The organism is Pseudomonas sp. ADAK18, assembly GCF_012935695.1.
Lineage (GTDB): Bacteria > Pseudomonadota > Gammaproteobacteria > Pseudomonadales > Pseudomonadaceae > Aquipseudomonas.
Map to the genome: position 1 here is coordinate 4,003,894 of NZ_CP052859.1, position 18,802 is coordinate 4,022,695.

Consider the following 18,802-nt stretch of genomic DNA (forward strand, 5'->3'; position numbering starts at 1 on the left):
CCTCCTGAGTTTTATGATTGTTTTGATCAGAGATTCAATTCGCGCACCGGGCGCACTTCCACACTGCCCACCCGGGCCGCCGGAATGCCGCCGGCCACCTGGATCGCTTCATTCAAGTCCTTGGCTTCGATCAGGTAAAACCCGGCGAGTTGCTCCTTGGTCTCGGCAAACGGCCCGTCGGTGATCGACAGCTTGCCGTTACGCATACGCACGGTGGTGGCGGTGGTCACTGATTCCAGCGGCTCGGCGGCGAGCATCCGCCCGCTGGCCTGCACAGACTGGCCATAGGCGAAACATTCCGGGTCCTTGGGGCTATCAGGCGAATCATGCAGCACCTGCTCATTGCTATAGATCAGGCAGAGGTATTTCATAAGATTCTCCGTTTTCGGACTCTCAACTATAGTCCCCGGTGATCAGGGTTCCAGCTCAAACAATGTGGTGCCCGTGTGCATATCGAACGGCGCCGACCAGTGCTCATGCACCACCCGCCATTGACCGTCGATGCGCTGGTAGCCGGCGGTCACCCGCATCCAGCACGCCTTGACCACGCCGTCCGGCCCGGCGCCACCACAACGAGCGAGCCAGAAGGCAAAGGCACTCTCGGCAGCCGGCACGATGTGCAACTGATGAAACTCGAAAATGCCCGGGCCGGGGCAGACTTTCATGCACGCTTCCCAATGCGCGCGGTAGGCGGCCTTGCCTTTGAATTGCAGGGCGCCAACAGCATCGAACGAGACGATATCGTCGGCGTAAAAGCTGACAATACGTTCGATATCCTTGGCCATCACCGCCTGCTGCCAGTGTTCGATCAAGGTGCTGATTTCGGTTTTAACCTGAGTGTTCATGGCGATACTCCTTTCATGGAAAAATCACTGAAGACACTCTTAGTCGAGTGAGCCGTCGGCAAATCGACACGCTCGCAAAAAATAAATGCGGGCACAACAAACCCGCTAGAATTTGCGACCTCTCTGTAGGAACTTGGATGTCTCATTGATGGAAACCCGCCTCGTTGCCTATGAGACGCTGACCGCCGCCCAGCGGCAGCAACTCAGCGCCCTTGAAGTCCACCCCGAACAACTGGCGTTTTCCGGCGATATCTACTGCGCGCTGAACACCCTGCTGGTCAACCCCAGCCCTGGCGTCAAAGGTTTCGCGCTGCTGGCCGAAGACATCCCAGTGGCCTTTCTTCTACTCAAGCGCCCACCCTGCCTGCCCCATTGGGCCGACGAACACAGCGCCACCCTGCACGCCCTGCAAGTCGACCGCCACAAACAAGGCCAGGGCTTCGGCAAAGCCTGCCTGCAAGCATTGCCCGCGGCTGCACGGCTGGCGTGGCCGCAGATCAAGGCGCTGGAATTATCGGTGGACCATGACAATGTGGCGGCGATGGGGCTGTATTTGCAGCAAGGGTGGGTGGACAGCGGAGAGGCTTACAAGGGGCGGATTGGGTATGAGCGTCGGTTGGCGTTGGTGATGCCGTAGCGAGGAGTCAAGACCAACTTGTACTAAGCTCATACAGGAGCCCGCCCGGGCTCCTGCGGGTAGCATGGGTTACATTGTTTTTGCTTCAACCGGTAACCAGATCTCCACTCCACCCGTGCCCTTCCTCGCATCAAAATCAGCGCTGTAACGCTCGAAGTCCGGGCCGGCGACCTTGAACCCAGAGTGTGGCAGCCACTCGAACATGATGCGTTCGTAGGTCTGCTCAAGGGCCTGCACCGGGCCGTAGTGCGGGAACACTGCATAGTGGTGGGCGGGAATCTCAACCGACTGGAAGTTGCCGGGAACATCGCCCTTGCTGGGTACTTCGACCCCTGCGAGATAGTCGAACTCGCCATGATTGGGGTTGTGGCAGACGCCGTAGGTCACGCCACCGATGCGCATTTTGATGCCGTTGATGCAGCTGTCGAACAACTCCCACAGCTTGGGAATGTCTCCCACCGTGGCTTTCGAATAACGCCCTTCTACACCGGCAATCACCAGGGCCTTGCCCTCTTCCATACGCGGTGACAGCGGTTGGTTTGCCTGTTGGTCCATCTGAACAGTCTCCATCGATGAGTGAACAAAACCGTAACGAGTATAGGGTCATACCAGCACTTCGCTCAAAGCCCAAAAATACTCGCCGTCCCATCTGGACAACTGGCCATCATCGCCCGTATTGTCTGCCCCGCAGGCCACCGCAGTGGCCGACGTCGCTCGGACGGTTCCGGGCGCTTACGTAGTTAGAGGCAACAATGGCAGACCAAGGTTCGCCGCGCCGCTTTGCGCGCATAGATCGACTCCCCCCTTACGTTTTCAATATCACCGCCGAGCTGAAGATGGCCGCCCGTCGTCGTGGCGAAGACATCATCGACTTGAGCATGGGCAACCCCGACGGCCCCACTCCACCGCACATCGTGGAGAAACTGGTGACCGTCGCCCAGCGTGAAGACACCCATGGTTACTCCACTTCCAAAGGCATTCCGCGTCTGCGCCGGGCGATTTCGCACTGGTATAAGGACCGCTATGAAGTGGACATCGACCCGGAAACCGAGGCCATCGTCACCATCGGCTCCAAGGAAGGCCTGGCACACCTGATGCTCGCCACCCTCGACCAGGGCGACACGGTGCTGGTGCCCAACCCCAGCTACCCGATTCATATCTACGGCGCGGTGATTGCCGGGGCCCAGGTGCGTTCGGTGCCGCTGATTCCCGGTGTGGACTTCTTCGCCGAACTGGAACGGGCGATTCGCGGCTCGATCCCCAAGCCGAAGATGATGATCCTCGGCTTCCCCTCCAACCCCACTGCCCAATGCGTGGAGCTGGATTTCTTCGAACGGGTGATCGCCCTGGCCAAACAGTACGATGTGCTGGTGGTGCATGACCTGGCCTACGCCGACATCGTCTACGACGGTTGGAAAGCCCCCTCGATCATGCAAGTGCCGGGCGCCAAGGACATTGCGGTGGAGTTTTTCACCCTGTCCAAGAGCTACAACATGGCCGGCTGGCGCATTGGCTTCATGGTGGGTAACGCAGAACTGGTCAATGCCCTGGCGCGGATCAAGAGCTACCACGACTACGGCACCTTCACCCCGCTGCAAGTCGCGGCGATTGCGGCGCTGGAAGGCGATCAGCAATGCGTGAAGGACATCGCCGACCAGTATCGCCAGCGCCGTAACGTGCTGGTCAAAGGCCTGCATGAGCTGGGCTGGATGGTGGAGAACCCCAAGGCGTCGATGTACGTCTGGGCAAAAATTCCCGAGGCCTATGCAGCGATGGGTTCGCTGGAGTTTGCCAAGAAGCTGCTGCTGGAGGCGAAGGTGTGTGTGTCGCCGGGGATCGGCTTTGGCGAGTATGGCGATGATCATGTGCGCTTTGCACTGATCGAGAACCAGGACCGAATTCGCCAGGCGGTGCGGGGCATTCGCGGGATGTTTCGGGCGGATGGGTTAGTCCAGAAAGCTAACGCCTGATCTGATCTGAATGTGGTAACCCGGTCAAATGTGGGAGCCGGGCTTGCCCGCGATGCAGGCACCTCGGTCTGTCAGGTAAACCGAGGTGATGCTATCGCAGGCAAGCCAGCTCCCACATTTGACCGAGCTCCCACAGTGGGTTCGGTGGTGTGCTTACACCACCAGCGACAGCAACATGATGAAGCCCAATGCCACAACGGACAGAATGGTCTCCATCGCCGTCCAGGTCTTGAACGTCTCAGCCACGGTCATATTGAAGTACTGCTTCACCAGCCAGAACCCTGCATCGTTGACGTGAGACAACACCAACGACCCCGCCCCCGTCGCCAACACCAGCAACTCGCGGTTCACACCCGGAATCATCCCCACCACCGGCACCACAATTCCAGCCCCGGTAATGGTCGCCACGGTCGCTGAACCGGTGGCCACACGAATCACCGCCGCCACCAGCCACGCCAGCAGGATCGGGTTGATCTGCGCGGTTACGGCCATTTGGCCGATCACATCACCCACGCCGCTGGTCACCAGCATCTGCTTGAAACCGCCACCGGCACCGATGATCAGGATGATCGCCGCGGTAGGCGCCAGGCTGGCGTCGAGCAGCTTGAGGATTTGCTTGGAACCGATGCCCTGGCGATGGCCAAAGGTGTACAGCGACAGCAGCAACGCCAGCAGCAACGCAGTGATCGGGTGACCGATCATGTCCATCCAGTTGCGAATCGCGTGGCCGTCCGGCAGGGCAACGTCGGCGAAGGTTTTCAGCAGCATCAGGAACACCGGCAGCAGCACGGTGATCAGGGTCACGCTGAAACTCGGCAGGGTTTTGGATTCCGGCTCACGGGCCAGTTGGTCCACCAGTTCCTGGGACGGATTGCCCGGGATGTACTTGGAGATAAACGAACCGTAGAGCGGGCCGGCGATGATGGCAGTAGGCAGCGCGACGATCAGGCCGTAGAGAATGGTCTTGCCGATGTCAGCACCGAACACGCCTATCGCCAGCAGCGGGCCCGGGTGCGGTGGCACCAGGCCGTGGACCGCCGACAGGCCGGCCAGCAACGGGATACCGATCTTGATCAGCGACACACCGGTACGGCGCGCAACGATAAACACCAGCGGGATCAGCAGCACAAAGCCGATCTCGAAGAACAACGGAATGCCCACCAGGAATGCGGCGAACATCATCGCCCACTGCACTTTTTCCTTGCCGAACGCGCGGACCAGCGTCTGGGCGATCTGATCGGCACCGCCGGAATCGGCCATCATCTTGCCGAGCATCGTACCCAGCGCCAGGATAATCCCGACAAAGCCGAGCACGCCGCCGAAGCCGTCCTGAAACGCCTTGATGATCTTGTCCACGGGCATGCCCGAGGTCAGGCCGAGAAAGCCGGCGGCGATGATCAACGCAATGAACGGGTGGACTTTGAACCGGGTGATCAAGACGATCAGCCCGATAATGGTCACCACTGCATCGAGCAGCAGGTAGGAATCGTGGGACATGCCAAACATGGGGGTCTCTCCTGTTTGTTGTTGTTATTAAAGCCGGTGTTGAATTTCGTGCCGTCGGATAGCGCTATCTTGTCAGGCAAAAAATTATTGGATGGGTTCAAAGCCGTGTTCAAGCCACCAGGCATTGGTTTGCTTGGCCAGGTCCTCGACGCTGTCTACGCTGGCGTTCAAGGCCAGGGTCAGCGGCTCGCCCTTCGGTGATTCGAGGGTGGCGAACTGGCTGTCGATCAGGCTCGCCGGCATGAAATGGCCAGGGCGATGGGAAACACGGTCGGCGGCCACCTCACGGGTCAGCTCCAGAAAGACAAAACCCAGGCCCGGCGCAGCTTCGCGCAGGTGGTCACGGTATTTTTTCTTCAGGGCTGAGCAGGTCAGGACCGGGTGTTGGCCGGTTTTCAGCGAGCGGCGCAGTTCATTACAGAGGATATCGAGCCAACCGGCACGATCATCGTCGTTAAGCGGATGACCGGCGCTCATCTTTTCGATATTGGCGGCGGGATGAAAGCTGTCGCCCTCAATGGCGGTAGCGCCGTTCAACAGGCACAGGGCCTCGCTGACGCTGGACTTGCCACAGCCGGAAACACCCATGATGACCAGGGCAGTAACAGGTTGACTCATGAAACACCTCAAGACGCAGATAGCGCTACCTTTGCCAGCCCTAAGGCTAGTGCAAAAACAGGCTTTTCCCGCGCCGTCTTGTCATTTTTATGGAGTGACGCGTGCATCCTCTCCCAGCACCCTCGAGTAAGATCAGGCAACCCAACGCTCAAGGATTTGCAGGCCTTTGGAGACAGCGCTACCTTAGTGCCTCGATTTTTGTTTGGCAAGCCGCCTGATGACCCCCAAGAACGATAAAAATACCCGCACGACGGGACGCCCCACCCTGAACGAAGTCGCCCGAATGGCTGGCGTCAGCCCGATTACCGCCTCCAGGGCACTGCGCGGCATCAGCACCGTGGCCACCGAACTGGTGGAAAAAGTCCAAAAGGCCGCCGCCGATCTCAACTACGTGGTCAACCCCGCTGCCCGCGCCCTGGCCTCAGCCCAGAGCCAGTCGGTGGTGGTGCTGGTGCCGTCGTTGTCCAACCTGCTGTTCATCGAAACCCTGGAAGCCATTCATCAGGTATTGCGGCCCAAAGGCTTCGAAGTGCTGATCGGCAACACTCATTACTCTCGCGAAGAAGAAGAAAACCTGCTGCGCAACTACATGGCTTACCAGCCACGGGGTTTTCTGCTGACCGGTTTTGATCGAACCGAAAGCGCCCGACGCATGGTCGAGAGCAGCAATGTGCCCAGTGTGTACATGATGGACCTGGACCCCGGCGCCGGCCTGCACTGCGTAGGTTTCTCGCAAACCAGCGCGGGCGAAACCGCTGCGGCGCATCTGATTTCCCGTGGTCGCAAGCGCCTGGCCTATATCGGCGCGCAACTGGACCAGCGCACCTTGCTACGTGGAGAGGGGTTTCGCCGCGCACTGCAACAGGCCGGGCTCTATGACCCCTCGCTGGAGCTGATGACGCCGCGCCCGTCGTCGGTGGGCCTGGGCGGCGAGTTGTTCCTGCAACTGCTGGCCAGCCATCCGGATGTGGACGCGATCTTCTTCGGCAACGACGACTTGGCACAAGGTGCCCTGCTGGAAGCCCTGCGTCACGGGATCAAAGTGCCGGAGCAAGTGGCGGTGCTGGGCTTTAACGACCTGCCTGCATCAAGCTTCATGGTGCCGCGCCTGAGCAGCATCAGCACGCCCCGGGAAGCCATCGGCAGACGCGCCGCCGAGCATTTGTTGACGCTGATCGCGGGCAACAAGATTGCCCGGCCAGTGGTGGACATGGGGTTTGAGTTGATGGTGCGGGAAAGCACCTGAGCAACAGCCGACTGAGCGAGTCAGGTGAACTGCTGATGGGCAAAATCATGGATCAGAAGCCACCCTGTATCCAAAGCCAGAACTCGGTCAATGTGGGAGCGGGCTTGCTCGCGAAAGCGGTGGGCCAGTCAGATATGTATCAACTGACCCACCGCTTTCGCGAGCAAGCCCGCTCACACATTTTTTACCGTGCCCACGTAACAAGGTCGCCGTCCCTCCCTGGCCCCTGCTAAATTGCCCCCTGCCAACTCACCATTGCCAGGAAAGCACCATGGGCCATTCGCTGAAAATCTTGGGTCGTACTTCCTCCATCAACGTACGAAAGGTCCTGTGGACCTGCCAGGAACTGGCCATCCCCTATGACCGCGAAGACTGGGGCATCGGTTTCACTCCAACCCAGTCCCCCGAGTTCCTGGCCCTCAACCCCAACGCCCAGGTGCCGGTGATCCTTGATGACAACGGTGTGCTGTGGGAATCCAACACCATCTGCCGCTACCTCGTAGGCCGGCACCAACGCCACGACCTGCTCCCCGCAAGCCCTGCCCCACGGGCCAAGGTCGAGCAATGGATGGACTGGCAAGCCACCGAGCTCAACCCGTCCTGGGGCTACGCCTTCCACGCCCTGGTGCGCAAAAACCCGGACTTTCAGGACCCGCAACGCATTGCCGCTGGCGTGCGCGGCTGGAGCGAAAAAATGGGCCTGCTGGAACAGCAGTTGATCCAAACCCGCGCCTACGTGACCGGTGAAGATTTCACACTCGCTGACATCCTGATCGGCCTGTCAGTGCACCGTTGGCAGATGACACCCATGGAGCATCCGTCCTACCCTGCCGTCAGCGCGTACTACGAAAAACTCAGCCAACGCCCAGGCTTCCAGGCCTTTGCCCTCGACGGTCATAACTAAGGACCACACGATGAAAGGACTCAACGTACTGCTCACCGGCGCATGCGGCAGGATCGGCAAGACGTTTTTCGAAGCCTCGAAAGATCGTTACCACTTCACCCTCACCGACCGCATCGAACCTGATTTCGCCCTCGGCGAACATCACTTCGTGCAGGCCGATCTGAGTGACAAAGCGGCCCTGGCAGCGCTGCTCGACGGCATCGACGTGATCGTGCACCTGTCGGGTATTCCCCACGCCAGCGCCACCTTCGACGAATTGCTACCCAATAATATCCTCGCCACGACCTACCTGTTCGAAGCCGCCGTCGCGGCCAATGTAAAGCGCTTGGTATTCGCCAGCAGCGCCCAGACCATCGAAGGCTACCCGGTGGACCGGCAAATCACCCCGGGCATGCCCGTGCTGCCAGCCAATCTGTACGGCGTGAGCAAATGCTACGGCGAAGCGCTGTGCGGGTACTACGCGGCGAAAACCCCACTCTCCGCCATCGCCTTGCGCATTGGTGCCTTTGAGTTTCCCGAAACCCACGACCTGAATAACGCCCGCGACCTCAGCGCCTGGCTCAGCCCTCGCGATGCCGTGCAGTTACTCCAGCGTTCAGTGGAAACTGAGGGCGTGAAGCACTTGATCGCCCACGGCATCTCCAATAACCGCTTCAAACGCCTGGACTTGAGCGAGACCACGCGGGTCCTGGGCTATCAGCCGGTGGATGATGCGTTCCAGGAATTCGAAATCCCCATCACCTACTGAGTCCCACGCCATGTCCTCACTCTCAGCGATGGCCTCGGACGGCATCGACCCGATCCGAGCCGCCCATATCAGCGCCCGCATTGATCGCCTGCCTGCCGTTGCCACCGTCTGGCGCCTGGTTGCTTTGTTGTCGATTGGTGGTTTCTTCGAACTGTACGACCTGTTCCAGACCGCCTATATCAGCCCTGGCCTGATCAGCGACGGCATTTTTGCCACCGGCAGCCAGGGCGTCTTCGGCTTCTCCGATCAGGCCGCCTTCGCCTCGGCCACCTTCCTCGGCCTGTTCCTCGGCGCCAGCTTGCTCAGCCCGTTTGCCGACCGTTACGGGCGCCGGGCGATCTTCACCTACGCGCTGATCTGGTACACCGTCGCGACGGTGCTGATGGGCATCCAGAGTTCCGCCCTTGGCATTATCTGCATGCGTTTTTTGGTCGGCATTGGCCTGGGCATCGAACTGGTGACCATCGACGCCTACCTCTCGGAGTTGGTGCCCAAGCGCATGCGCAGTTCAGCGTTTGCCTTCGCCTTTTTTGTGCAGTTTTTGTCGGTACCCGCGGTGGCGCTGATGTCCTGGTGGCTGGTGCCGCAGGCGCCGTTCGGAGTGTCCGGTTGGCGCTGGGTGGTGTTGGCCAGTGCGGTGTTTGCGTTGTTTATCTGGTGGCTGCGCTCGCGGTTGCCGGAATCACCGCGCTGGCTGGCCCAAAAAGGCCGCTTCGAGGAAGCCGGGCAGATCATGGACCGATTGGAGGCACGCTGCGAAAAAGATCACGGCAAGCCCCTAGATGAGCCGGAGCCCGAGGCCGTCAGCGTCCAGGGCAATGGTCGTTTTGCTGATATCTGGCAACCGCCCTACCGCCGTCGGGCGTTGATGCTGATTGTGTTTCATGTGTTCCAGGCCATCGGCTTCTTCGGCTTCGGCAATTGGTTGCCGGCGCTGCTCTCGGGCCAGGGCGTCAGCGTCACCCACAGCCTGATGTACGCCTTCATCATCACCCTCGCCTATCCGCTGGGGCCACTGTTGTTCGTCAAGGTCGCCAACCGCTTCGAGAACAAATGGCAGATCGTCGGCTCGGCCATGGGCGCGATGATCTTCGGCAGTCTGTTCGCCCTGCAAAGCAGTGCCGTGGGCCTGATTGCCTGTGGGGTGATGATCACCTTCTGCAATGCCTGGCTGAGCTTCAGTTATCACTCCTACCAGAGTGAACTGTTTCCCACCAACATCCGCGCCCGCGCGGTGGGGTTCTGCTATTCCTTCAGTCGCTTGTCGACCGTATTCAGCAGTCTGTTGATCGGCTTCTTTCTCGAACACCTCGGCACGCCGGGGGTACTGGCGTTTATCGCCAGCAGCATGCTGATCGTAATGGTAACGATCGGCGTGTTCGGTCCGCGTACGCGCAACCTGGCGCTGGAGAATATCGCCCACTGAGGCCAATGGCCGCCGACGGCAACTATTGGCCGTCGGCAGTACAACGCTTGCCTCGCTAACCTCCTCATAGCCAATGAATACGGGGCTTTATTACCCGGCACACTAATTGCTCTACCTGACGGACAGCCCAACACACCAGGTGCCAGCTCATGTTGATCAATACCAACGCCCAAGCCGCTTCTACGATCCAGCACATCAAGCGCTCCGACATGGACCCGGCCAATGCGGCGGCCAGCACGCTGTACAGCGGTGCCCTGCAAGCGGCCCAAAACCCTACTGTCGTGCCAGCCACCACTCAAAAGAGTGCTGATAAGGCCGTCGACAATATCAACGAAGCATTCGCGAAGACTCGCGTGCAGTTGCAAGCCAACACACCCGCAACCCCGTCGGCTACCGACACGCCCAAAGCCGAAGGCACCACAACCGCCCGCACCGACTTCAATGAATACATGAGCAAGACCCCGGCCGAGCGTATTCGTGAGCAGTTGCTCAAAGAGCGTGGCTTGACCGAGGAAGACGTACAGAAAATGCCGCTGGAACAGCAGGACGCCATTGGCAAGGAAGTGGCCCAGCGACTGCAGGCTCAGCAGACGGAACAGGTAGCGGCGACTACCGCCAACCCGCAGGCTCAGGCGGTGAAAGATACCCTCGCCGCAATCTGACGCACCTGTGGCGAGCGGGCCTGTTGTGGCAGCCGGTTTGTTGTGGCGAGCGGGCTTATTGTGGCGAGCGGGCTTGCCCGCGTTGGGCTGCGCAGCGGCCCTGAAACCCTCCACCCCAGATCTATCGAAAGACCGCGGTGATTGTATTGGGGCTGCTACGCAGCCCAACGCGGGCAAGCCCGCTCGCCACAGCAAGCCCGCTTTCCACAACCAGGTTATTGCAACTGCAAGGTGGAGTTGAACTGACTGATGGCATCCACCACATGCCGTGAGCCTTCCTGAATTTCCAGGATCACCTGCCCCGCCTCATTGGCCAGTTCCACACCAAGCCCGGTGCGACTCAAGCTCGATTGCATGCTCGACACCGCGCTCAGCGACAGGTCGTGGTTCTTGCGCACTACATCAACAATTTCCACCGTCGCCTGACTGGTACGGGCCGCCAGGCTGCGCACTTCATCGGCAACCACCGCAAAGCCACGGCCATGCTCACCGGCCCGAGCCGCTTCAATCGCCGCGTTGAGTGCCAGCAGGTTGGTCTGATCGGCAATCCCGCGAATGGTCTGGACGATGCTGCCAATGATGTCCGACTGCTTGCTCACCGCATCGATGCTCAGTGCTGCTTCGTTAAGGTCGCGGGAAATTTCTTCGATGATCTGCACGGTTTGCTGCACCACTTCCGAGCCCTTGCGAGCGCAGACGTCGTTCTGCACCGAGGTGCTATGAGCCGACTCGGCGGCGCTTCGCAAGGTGGTGACTTGATCGGTGATATCGCTGGCGAATTTCACCACTTTGTACAGTCGCCCGCTGGCATCGAAAATCGGGTTATAGGAAGCCTCCAGAAATACCGTTTGCCCGTGCTTGTTGCGCCGCTCGAAACGATGGGAGTGGTACTCGCCGCGATTGAGGGAAGCCCAGAACGCCTTGTACGCTGGCGAATCGGTTTCGCTGCGATGACAGAACAGGCTGTGGTGCTGACCGACGATTTCGCCCAGGGAATAGTGCATGGTCTTCAGGAAGTTTTCGTTGGCATTGATGATCTGCCCCTGAGGGGTGAACTCGATCACCGCCATGGAGCGGCCAATGGCGTCGATGAGGCTCTGGTTTTCGTGCTCGCGGTGGATCCGCGCAGAAATATCCGACGCTACTTTGATCACGCTCTGCACCTGATTGTCCGGGCCGAGCACCGGCATATAACTGGCCTCCAGCCACACTTCCTGGCCGCGTTTATTCAAACGCATGAACGTGCCGCTGATCGGCTCACCCCTGGCCAGGTCACGCCATAACTGGGTGTAGGCATCACTGCGGTAGAACGCCTCTTCGCAGAAGATCCGATGGTGCTCCCCACGGATTTCCTCGGCACCATAGCCCATGGTTTTGCAGAAGTTTTCATTGGCGTTAAGCACCACGCCGTCGCGATCAAACTCGATCATCGCCATGGATCGGCTGATGGCGGCCAGCTTGGCATTGGCCTCGGTCAGCGCGCAGGAAAAACGCTCGATTTCCAGCAGGTCGGATTTGTGTTGGCGGTTAAACATGATCGGATCACCTTAGCGCTGTCTTTGAATGACGGTTAGTTCTTGGATTTGACTGCGTACAACTTTCCACAAAACAGGCAAACGCAGCCGTCCAGAGACCGGACAGGTGTCAGGCGATAGATAAATGATGGTTAATCGGAGAGTCCATGGGGCAACGCTCTTATCAAGTCATCCTTTTCTTGATGGTCCCGTCTGGGGCCAGTTTCAACCGACACAAGCAAATCCATTTAAACCAACGCTCCCTTTTCCCGGCGCCTTGGAATGCGCACTCGCTTTATTCACTGCCTTCACAGGGGTCAGGCACCCCTGTCAAAATAACCACCCGGAACGCTTCATATGGCAAGCGCCATCAATGGCTACGAGTGAGCATAGTCAGGGCGTGGCGCTATGCAAGGCCACTAATCGGCCAGCATCTGTAACAACGCCTTTACTGCCGCCGAGGGCGTGCGGGTTCGAGAGGTGACCAAGGCGAATTCGCGGTGCACCGGGCAGGTCAGCGGCATGACGCGCAAGCCCTGGCGCTGGGCTGGCAAGGTCATTTCGGGCACCAGCGTCACGCCGACACCTTCGCGCACCAGGCTGAAGGCACTGTTCCATTCGCGCACTTCCACGCGAATATCATGGAGTGCCAACCCGGCTTCCGTGGCCAGGCTGCGGGCATTGACGGTGCAACCGCCGGTGGCCAGTACGAAGGGTTGCTCCAGCAGCGCCTCCAGCGCGACGGTCGCCTCGGCTGGGCGTCGGGAAAATGCATGATCCATCGGCAACACCGCCACCCAATTATCCCGTCCCAACACCGTGGCCTTGCGCTCAGGCCCAGGGTTGAGCACCACACCCAAATCGATCAAATCCGCGTCGAGCAAGGTGTTGACCTCATCGTCACTGACCTCCAACGCCGTCACTTCGATCCCGGGATAAAGCTGGTTGAAACGCCGCAACAACGGTGGCAGGAACGCCGCCAGCACCATGGGGAAACTCGCCAGGCGAATGGTCCCACGCAACATGGGCTTGGACTCGTCCACGGTTCGGCGGATGGTTTGCAAGGCATTCAACATCACCCGCGCCTGCTCGATCACCTGCAAGCCCAGCGCGGTGGGCAAGGTGCGACGGCTTTCACGGGCGAACAGTTGGGCACCGAGGGTGGCCTCCATGGCGGCCATGGCTTGGCTGGCGGCGGACTGGGTCATGCCGACCCGCTCTGCGGCTGCGGTGATGCTGCCGTTATCCGCCACGGCAACCAGGAGACGCCAGTGCATCAGGTTCATCATGGCAGTAGCTGTCCTTATGGGTGAACTCTGAAAGATTAATTTTACCCACGGTGCCATGCCCAGGAAACTGACGCAAATTCCGCAGGAGTCTGCCCCCGATGAAGCTGTATTTCTCCCCCAATGCCTGTTCCCTCGCCTCCCATATCGTGTTGCGGGAACTGGCCCTGCCGTTTGAACTGATCCGCGTCGACAACCAGAAAAAAACCACCGCCAACGGTGACGACTTTTTGCGGATCAACCCCAAGGGCTACGTGGCGGCCGTGCAATTGGATAACGGTGAAGTGCTTACCGAAGGCGCCGCGATCCTCCAGTTTCTGGCCGATCAGGTGCCCGAAGCGGGCTTGGCTCCGGCCAATGGCAGTTGGGAGCGCGTGCGCTTGCAGGAATGGCTGAACTTTGTCTCCAGCGAGATTCACGGCGGCCTGGGGGTGTTGTTCAACTCGGCCATCCCGGAGGAGGTGAAGGCGCTGTTCAAGGCCACATTGTTCAAACGCTTTGCGATCCTGGTGCAGACCCTGGAACGCCAGGATTACTTGCTGGGTGAGCAGTTCTCGGTGGCTGACGCCTACCTGTTTGTGGTGCTGCGCTGGGCGGCGCTTTTCGATATCGACCTGCAAAAGTGGCCGGCGTTGGCGCAGTTTCAGCAGCGGGTCAGTACACGTCCTGCGGTGATTGCAGCCTTGGCGGCTGAGAATCCATGATTTGAAATGCAATCAAAATGTGGTGTTTTATAGAACGGGTTCCAAGCCGGCGTTTTCAATGAACGCACTCAACGTCAACACATCCACCGACCCCGACCGATCCTGATCCAGGTGCGCCACCTGACTGCGCACCGCCCGATGGATCCGGCCACTGCCTTCCCCCAACCGCACCGTCCCACGCAAATCCACCGCCTGGGCCGCGACGATCAACTCGATACTGCCCAGCCACAACACTCGCTCCGTCAGGCGCCGTGTCTTGTCGATCACCGCCAGCGCTTGACCGGCATAGTCTTCCACCCGATCCGCCACCGGCACGCTCACGGCAGGCAGAGGATTAGCCAAGTGCCCAATCTCCGCCAACAGCGCCGCGCTGGTTCGCTGCAATGCCGCCATGCCGACGTGTCCAGGTTGGTCGATTAGAAAACGTGGCAACTCGCTGGACGCTGGCGACAACAACTTGGCAATCCGTTCAGCGCTGCAGGCGGCCACCCGGCTCAAGGCCAGGCCCAGCCCTTCACCAGCCAGCGCCAGGTGAGTGCTGTCGAAGTTAGCCGTGGCGAGCACCTGCTGTTCTTCACTGATCAACGCCGGGTTATCGGCGCCGCTGGTCAATTCCAACTCGATCTGTTCACGCAACTGCTGCAAGGCCTGCTGGGCCGCGCCTTGAACCACGGTGGCGCAACGAAAGCTCAACGGGTCCTGCAACCGGCGCGGATTGTCCGCCAACTCACCACCGTCCAGCAGCCGCAACAACGCCTGTGACTGCTCGGTTTGCCCTGGTGCTGGACGCAACCGTGAAGCCCGAGGCTGGAACGGGCTGAGGTTGGCGCGGTAGCCCTCACACGACAGTGCAATGGCCGCCAACACCGCCTGCAACGCCCGCTTAGCCTCGGCCACCAATAAAGCGCCAAGGCCGACACTGGCCGCATTCGCCGACACCAGTGCCAGACCATCCTTGCCCACCAGTCGTGCCGCTTGAAGACCGCTGCGTTGCAACGCCTCGGCAGCCGGCAAACGCTCCCCGCGCCACTGCACCCAACCCTGCCCCAACAACGCCAAACTCAGGTGCGCCAGAGGTGCCAAATCACTTTCACCCAGAGAGCCCAGCAATGGCACCTCGGGATCTATACCCGCATTGAGCAAGGCCAACAGGCTGTCGGCCGCGTGGGGGGAAATCCCCGACCGGCCTTGGGCCAATCCCGCCAACCGCGCCGTGATAATTGCCCGCAGTTCCTGACGATTGGCCAGGCGTCCTACGCCCACGGCGCGCCCTAGGGGAATCCGAGCTTGCAGCAGCGGATCGTCCAGAGGCACCTGCACATCCACCGCCGCACCGAGGCCTGTGGTCACGCCATAAATCGGCGTGCCCTGACTGGCGAGGCTTAGCAACAATCGATGCCCTTCCTCGATGCGCTGACGAGCGTGCAAGCTGAAGGCTGCGGGCGCGTCCTGTTCAGCAATAGCGAGCAAGTCCACCAGCGCCAGTCCTTGGGGATCAAGGTATTTCATGCCCACCGCAGCCTTTGGCCGATGCCCAGTCGCTTGGCCTTTTCCAGCAGCGCATGGCCCAGGGCGATATCACTGAGGCTCAAGCCTCGGTGCCAGAACAGGATGGTTTCCTCAGGGCTTTGCCGGCCATTTTTCAAGCCCGCAACGATCTGCCCCAACTCGGCATGCAAGGTGTCAGCACTGAGTTTCCCGACATCAACATGGGCACGCAACGCACCGAACATTCCGCCTTTGCACTGCCCCCAGTCGTCCACCACCAGCTTGCTCATGATGTCGGTCAGGGACAATTGCACCGCACTCATGGTGCCGTAAGGCACCACAAAGGCGCCGGGTTTGATCCACTCGGTGCGTAACAGCGGTTCCGGCTGATCAAGGCGCGAGGCCTCGACCACGATGTCGGCTCCGCGCACCGTGGATTCCCAATCCTCGGTGACAATCACCGGTTTGCCGAGGTCGCGACGCAAGCGTTCGGCAAAGGCTTCGCGGCTTTCGCTGCGACGGGAATGCACACGGATTTCCTCGAAATCGAACAGGTGGTCCAGCAACCGTACGTTCCAATACGCCGTGCCTCGGGCACCGATATGGGCCAGCACTTTACTGTCCGGCCTGGCCAGGTATTTGGCGCCGATCGCGGTGACGGCACCGGTGCGCATATCAGTGATGGCCGAGGCGTCGAGGATGGCTTTCGGGATGCCAGTGGCCGGGTCCAGGAGGTTGAGAATCGCCAGTTCCGAGGGTAAACCCTTGCGGTAGTTGTCGACAAAATCCCCCACTACCTTGACCCCGGCGTAGCCGATCGCGCCGCCCAACACACCTCGCAGCACGTTGAAATGGCCGTTGATTTCACCCCCGGGAATCAGGTGGGTGCGCGGTTCGATCACCGCCTCACCACGGCCCTGGATGGCCAGGCTGGCTTCGATGGCGTTGAGGATTTCGTCGTTACTCAAGTCCAGTTCGTCGATGTCCAGGCCGTTGAGAAAATCGATGTAGATCGGTTGCATGGTCTGCTCACTGATAGGTTAATAGGGCTTGATGCGATCGCTCTACTGTGGCGAGCGGGCTTGCCCGCGTCGGGGCGCGAAGCGGCCCCAAACCTGCGCCCACACTCTGCCAGATGTATCGCAACTACCTTTTCAGGGCTGCTACGCAGCCCAACGCGGGCAAGCCCGCTCGCCACAATAAGCCCGCTCGCCACAACAGACTCGTTTGCAACAAGGTCAGGGGGCCTTGAAGACAATCTGCTGCACATCGACCTTTTTCGGGATCAGGCCATTGGCAAAAAACAGGTCGGCGGTGCGTTGCTGGTTGGCAATGTCCACCGCGTCCAGTGGACGACTAGGCGTCGGCGAGCGATGGTTGAAATAGCTTTCCACCACGGCCGGTGGCAGGCCCAGGGTCTTGGCCATTAGCGCGACACTTTCGTCATGCTGGTCCAGGGACAACCGTTGCGCCTGGGCAAAGGTCTTGAGAATGATGGCGATGGCCTGAGGATGTTGCTTGGCAAACGGACCGCTGGCGATGAAAAAACTGCCCGCAGGATTCAACCCTTGGCCGTCCCCCAATACCCGCGCCGAACCGTCCACCACGGCCGCCGAGTAGTACGGATCCCACACTACCCAAGCGTCCACCTTGCCCTGTTCGAACGCGGCACGACCGTCGGAAGGCGATAGGTACACCACGTTCACGTCCTTCCACTGCAACCCGGCGCGCAGCAGGCTTTTGAGGAACAGGTTGTGAGCGCTGGAACCCTTGAGCAGCGCCACGCGTTTGCCCTTGAGTTCGGCCACGCTTTGCACCGTGCTGGCCTTGGGCAACAGGATCGCTTCGGTGCGGCCGTCATTGGGCTCGACGCCGATGTACTGCACGTCGATCCCGGCGGCCTGGGCGAAGATCGGCGGGATGTCACCGATATTGCCGATGTCCAGGCTACCCGCGTTCAGCGCCTCGATCAGCGGTGGGCCGCCGAGGAATTCGGTCCACTGCACCTGAGTACCGGGGAGCGCCTGCTCGAACAGGTGATGCTCACGGGCGAGCACCATGCTCACAGAGCTTTTCTGGTAGCCAATACGCAGGGTGGGCGGTTCAGCGGCCAGCAACTGTCCGGTAAACAGCGTCAACAAGGTTGCTGCAAAGAGCTTGCGCATCACAGACTCCCCTTAACCTTCGACGCGACATCCGCCGGCACCCACTGCTGCCACACCTGGGGTTGTTCTTTCAAAAATGCTTCGGCCACTTGGCGAGGCGCCGTACGTTTTTCGGCCATCTGCGCAAGGATGCCGTTGAGCAGATCAATCGGCAGGTCGACCTTTTCAAAGAACGTCACCAGCTCCGGGTACTGGGTCTTGAACGGTGCCGAGACACCAATCGCCAGGTGCGCCGGCATCGAGCGGGTGCCTTGTGGGTGCGGGTTGTTGGCATCGGCCAGGGTCTTCCAGGCCTCAGCGTTGAATGGTGGTTCTTCCAGCTTGATCAGCTTGAAACGCCCCAGCAGCGGAGTCGGCGACCAGTAGTAGAACAACACCGGTTTGCCTCGACGAATCGATGACGCCACCTCGGCATCCAGCGCCGCGCCGGAGCCGGTGCGGAAGTTGACGAAGCTGTCGGTCAAACCGTAGGCCTTGAGTTTCTGGCTGTTGACGATCTCCGACGTCCAGCCGGTGGGGCTGTTAAGGAAGCGTCCACGGGTTGGGTCTTCAGGGTCACGGAACACGTCCTTGTAGCGCGACAGGTCGGCCACGGATTTCAACTCTGGCGCCAGGGGTTTGATGCCTCGTTCGGCATCGCCCTTGATCACATATTCCGGCACCCACCAGCCTTCAGTGGCACCTTTGACCGTGTCGCCGAGGCCAAACACCTTGCCTTCACTTTCAGCCTTGACCCAGACCGGACTGCGCCCGGCCCACTCTTCGCCGATCACCTGAATATCATCCTTGGCCAACGCAGCTTCCAGGCTCACGGTGCTGCCGGGCAGGGTGTCGGTGGGATAGCCGTAGCCTTTTTCGACGATCAAGCGCAGGACTTCGGTGATCAGGCTGCCGCTTTCCCAGGTGATATCGCCGAAGTGGATCGGTTTGGCAGGCTCGGCAGCGGTGGCTGACTGTGCCAGGACGGTGAGTGCCAGCAGCGAGCCACCGAGCAGGTTTTTTAGTTTTTTCATGAATAGCCTCTGGGTGATTCGGTTTTCAAAGCACAAATTTCAAAGTGAGCAGTGTCAGGGTGGGAGCGGG

At 60.1% G+C, this 18,802-nt stretch carries 19 protein-coding genes; 8 read left to right on the top strand and 11 right to left on the bottom strand.

Translation table 11 applies throughout. The features are described 5' to 3' along the window. Nucleotides 1–26: 26 nt before the first annotated feature. Both HKK55_RS18060 and HKK55_RS18065 read right to left on the bottom strand, forming a co-directional pair. Nucleotides 27–371 carry a YciI family protein gene (locus tag HKK55_RS18060; protein WP_169355921.1) on the bottom strand — a complete coding sequence of 115 codons (345 nt, stop codon included), beginning with the start codon at nt 369–371 and terminating at the stop codon, nt 27–29. 42 nt (nt 372–413) lie between these two features. Next, entirely contained in the window at nt 414–845 is a 432-nt protein-coding gene (locus HKK55_RS18065; RefSeq protein ID WP_169355922.1) for a nuclear transport factor 2 family protein, read from the bottom strand. 148 nt (nt 846–993) lie between these two features. Between HKK55_RS18065 and HKK55_RS18070 the strand changes: the two genes are divergently transcribed. Further along, the gene (locus HKK55_RS18070) at nt 994–1,482 is read left to right on the top strand and encodes an N-acetyltransferase (RefSeq protein ID WP_169355923.1); all 489 of its coding nucleotides are present in this window, start codon (nt 994–996) and stop codon (nt 1,480–1,482) included. A gap of 69 nt (nt 1,483–1,551) precedes the next feature. On the opposite strand, the gene HKK55_RS18075 is transcribed toward HKK55_RS18070, so the two are convergent. Further along, nucleotides 1,552–2,037, bottom strand: a complete 486-nt coding sequence (locus tag HKK55_RS18075; protein ID WP_169355924.1) for a GyrI-like domain-containing protein — start codon at nt 2,035–2,037, stop codon at nt 1,552–1,554. Nucleotides 2,038–2,234: 197 nt separating this feature from the next. Here HKK55_RS18075 and alaC point away from each other — a divergent pair, with 197 nt between their 5' ends. Continuing rightward, on the top strand, nt 2,235–3,452 hold the full coding sequence (gene alaC, locus HKK55_RS18080) for an alanine transaminase (RefSeq protein WP_169355925.1): 1,218 nt from the start codon (nt 2,235–2,237) through the stop codon (nt 3,450–3,452). 153 nt (nt 3,453–3,605) lie between these two features. Here the strand turns inward: alaC and HKK55_RS18085 are convergent, their stop codons facing one another. Together HKK55_RS18085 and HKK55_RS18090 are read right to left on the bottom strand one after the other, a co-directional pair. Next, nucleotides 3,606–4,958: a GntP family permease gene (locus tag HKK55_RS18085; protein WP_169355926.1), complete on the bottom strand. Its 1,353-nt coding sequence runs from the start codon at nt 4,956–4,958 to the stop codon at nt 3,606–3,608. An 84-nt stretch (nt 4,959–5,042) separates the two neighbouring features. Continuing rightward, complete coding sequence (locus HKK55_RS18090) at nt 5,043–5,576, bottom strand: gluconokinase (protein ID WP_169355927.1); 534 nt, start codon at nt 5,574–5,576, stop codon at nt 5,043–5,045. Between the two features lie 214 nt (nt 5,577–5,790). On the opposite strand from HKK55_RS18090, the gene HKK55_RS18095 reads away from it, so the two are divergent. The 5 genes from HKK55_RS18095 to HKK55_RS18115 all read left to right on the top strand — a co-directional run bounded on the left by HKK55_RS18095 (nt 5,791) and on the right by HKK55_RS18115 (nt 10,562). Then, nucleotides 5,791–6,822: a LacI family DNA-binding transcriptional regulator gene (locus HKK55_RS18095; protein ID WP_169357895.1), complete on the top strand. Its 1,032-nt coding sequence runs from the start codon at nt 5,791–5,793 to the stop codon at nt 6,820–6,822. A 271-nt stretch (nt 6,823–7,093) separates the two neighbouring features. Further along, on the top strand, nt 7,094–7,726 hold the full coding sequence (locus tag HKK55_RS18100; RefSeq protein WP_169355928.1) for a glutathione S-transferase family protein: 633 nt from the start codon (nt 7,094–7,096) through the stop codon (nt 7,724–7,726). Nucleotides 7,727–7,736: 10 nt separating this feature from the next. Beyond that, on the top strand, nt 7,737–8,474 hold the full coding sequence (locus HKK55_RS18105) for an NAD(P)-dependent oxidoreductase (RefSeq protein ID WP_169355929.1): 738 nt from the start codon (nt 7,737–7,739) through the stop codon (nt 8,472–8,474). A gap of 10 nt (nt 8,475–8,484) precedes the next feature. Then, nucleotides 8,485–9,900 carry an MFS transporter gene (locus tag HKK55_RS18110; protein ID WP_169355930.1) on the top strand — a complete coding sequence of 472 codons (1,416 nt, stop codon included), beginning with the start codon at nt 8,485–8,487 and terminating at the stop codon, nt 9,898–9,900. Between the two features lie 149 nt (nt 9,901–10,049). Beyond that, nucleotides 10,050–10,562, top strand: a complete 513-nt coding sequence (locus HKK55_RS18115; RefSeq protein ID WP_169355931.1) for a hypothetical protein — start codon at nt 10,050–10,052, stop codon at nt 10,560–10,562. Between the two features lie 215 nt (nt 10,563–10,777). Here HKK55_RS18115 and HKK55_RS18120 read toward each other — a convergent pair whose 3' ends face one another. Both HKK55_RS18120 and HKK55_RS18125 read right to left on the bottom strand, forming a co-directional pair. Beyond that, on the bottom strand, nt 10,778–12,097 hold the full coding sequence (locus tag HKK55_RS18120; protein ID WP_169355932.1) for a PAS domain-containing methyl-accepting chemotaxis protein: 1,320 nt from the start codon (nt 12,095–12,097) through the stop codon (nt 10,778–10,780). A gap of 398 nt (nt 12,098–12,495) precedes the next feature. Beyond that, on the bottom strand, nt 12,496–13,365 hold the full coding sequence (locus HKK55_RS18125; RefSeq protein WP_169355933.1) for a LysR family transcriptional regulator: 870 nt from the start codon (nt 13,363–13,365) through the stop codon (nt 12,496–12,498). A gap of 98 nt (nt 13,366–13,463) precedes the next feature. Here HKK55_RS18125 and gstA point away from each other — a divergent pair, with 98 nt between their 5' ends. Continuing rightward, nucleotides 13,464–14,066: a glutathione transferase GstA gene (gstA, locus tag HKK55_RS18130; protein ID WP_169355934.1), complete on the top strand. Its 603-nt coding sequence runs from the start codon at nt 13,464–13,466 to the stop codon at nt 14,064–14,066. A 27-nt stretch (nt 14,067–14,093) separates the two neighbouring features. Here gstA and hutH read toward each other — a convergent pair whose 3' ends face one another. From hutH to HKK55_RS18150, 4 genes are all read right to left on the bottom strand, one after another. Continuing rightward, nucleotides 14,094–15,575 carry a histidine ammonia-lyase gene (gene hutH / locus HKK55_RS18135; protein ID WP_169355935.1) on the bottom strand — a complete coding sequence of 494 codons (1,482 nt, stop codon included), beginning with the start codon at nt 15,573–15,575 and terminating at the stop codon, nt 14,094–14,096. Beyond that, nucleotides 15,572–16,576: an ornithine cyclodeaminase family protein gene (locus tag HKK55_RS18140; RefSeq protein ID WP_169355936.1), complete on the bottom strand. Its 1,005-nt coding sequence runs from the start codon at nt 16,574–16,576 to the stop codon at nt 15,572–15,574. Before HKK55_RS18140 ends, hutH begins: the two co-directional genes overlap by 4 nt. 216 nt (nt 16,577–16,792) lie before the next feature. After that, nucleotides 16,793–17,719 carry an aliphatic sulfonate ABC transporter substrate-binding protein gene (locus HKK55_RS18145; protein ID WP_169355937.1) on the bottom strand — a complete coding sequence of 309 codons (927 nt, stop codon included), beginning with the start codon at nt 17,717–17,719 and terminating at the stop codon, nt 16,793–16,795. Next, nucleotides 17,719–18,732, bottom strand: coding sequence for an ABC transporter substrate-binding protein (locus HKK55_RS18150; protein ID WP_169355938.1), 1,014 nt, complete (start codon nt 18,730–18,732; stop codon nt 17,719–17,721). The genes HKK55_RS18145 and HKK55_RS18150 overlap by 1 nt, the downstream gene beginning before the upstream one ends. Nucleotides 18,733–18,802: the final 70 nt, after the last annotated feature.

Coding starts and splice junctions, on each gene's coding strand:
- HKK55_RS18060 (WP_169355921.1), bottom strand. CDS start 371: ATGAAATACCTCTGCCTGATCTATAGCAATGAGCAGGTGCTGCATGAT.
- HKK55_RS18065 (WP_169355922.1), bottom strand. CDS start 845: ATGAACACTCAGGTTAAAACCGAAATCAGCACCTTGATCGAACACTGG.
- HKK55_RS18070 (WP_169355923.1), top strand. CDS start 994: ATGGAAACCCGCCTCGTTGCCTATGAGACGCTGACCGCCGCCCAGCGG.
- HKK55_RS18075 (WP_169355924.1), bottom strand. CDS start 2,037: ATGGACCAACAGGCAAACCAACCGCTGTCACCGCGTATGGAAGAGGGC.
- alaC (WP_169355925.1), top strand. CDS start 2,235: ATGGCAGACCAAGGTTCGCCGCGCCGCTTTGCGCGCATAGATCGACTC.
- HKK55_RS18085 (WP_169355926.1), bottom strand. CDS start 4,958: ATGTTTGGCATGTCCCACGATTCCTACCTGCTGCTCGATGCAGTGGTG.
- HKK55_RS18090 (WP_169355927.1), bottom strand. CDS start 5,576: ATGAGTCAACCTGTTACTGCCCTGGTCATCATGGGTGTTTCCGGCTGT.
- HKK55_RS18100 (WP_169355928.1), top strand. CDS start 7,094: ATGGGCCATTCGCTGAAAATCTTGGGTCGTACTTCCTCCATCAACGTA.
- HKK55_RS18105 (WP_169355929.1), top strand. CDS start 7,737: ATGAAAGGACTCAACGTACTGCTCACCGGCGCATGCGGCAGGATCGGC.
- HKK55_RS18110 (WP_169355930.1), top strand. CDS start 8,485: ATGTCCTCACTCTCAGCGATGGCCTCGGACGGCATCGACCCGATCCGA.
- HKK55_RS18115 (WP_169355931.1), top strand. CDS start 10,050: ATGTTGATCAATACCAACGCCCAAGCCGCTTCTACGATCCAGCACATC.
- HKK55_RS18120 (WP_169355932.1), bottom strand. CDS start 12,097: ATGTTTAACCGCCAACACAAATCCGACCTGCTGGAAATCGAGCGTTTT.
- HKK55_RS18125 (WP_169355933.1), bottom strand. CDS start 13,365: ATGATGAACCTGATGCACTGGCGTCTCCTGGTTGCCGTGGCGGATAAC.
- gstA (WP_169355934.1), top strand. CDS start 13,464: ATGAAGCTGTATTTCTCCCCCAATGCCTGTTCCCTCGCCTCCCATATC.
- hutH (WP_169355935.1), bottom strand. CDS start 15,575: ATGAAATACCTTGATCCCCAAGGACTGGCGCTGGTGGACTTGCTCGCT.
- HKK55_RS18140 (WP_169355936.1), bottom strand. CDS start 16,576: ATGCAACCGATCTACATCGATTTTCTCAACGGCCTGGACATCGACGAA.
- HKK55_RS18145 (WP_169355937.1), bottom strand. CDS start 17,719: ATGCGCAAGCTCTTTGCAGCAACCTTGTTGACGCTGTTTACCGGACAG.
- HKK55_RS18150 (WP_169355938.1), bottom strand. CDS start 18,732: ATGAAAAAACTAAAAAACCTGCTCGGTGGCTCGCTGCTGGCACTCACC.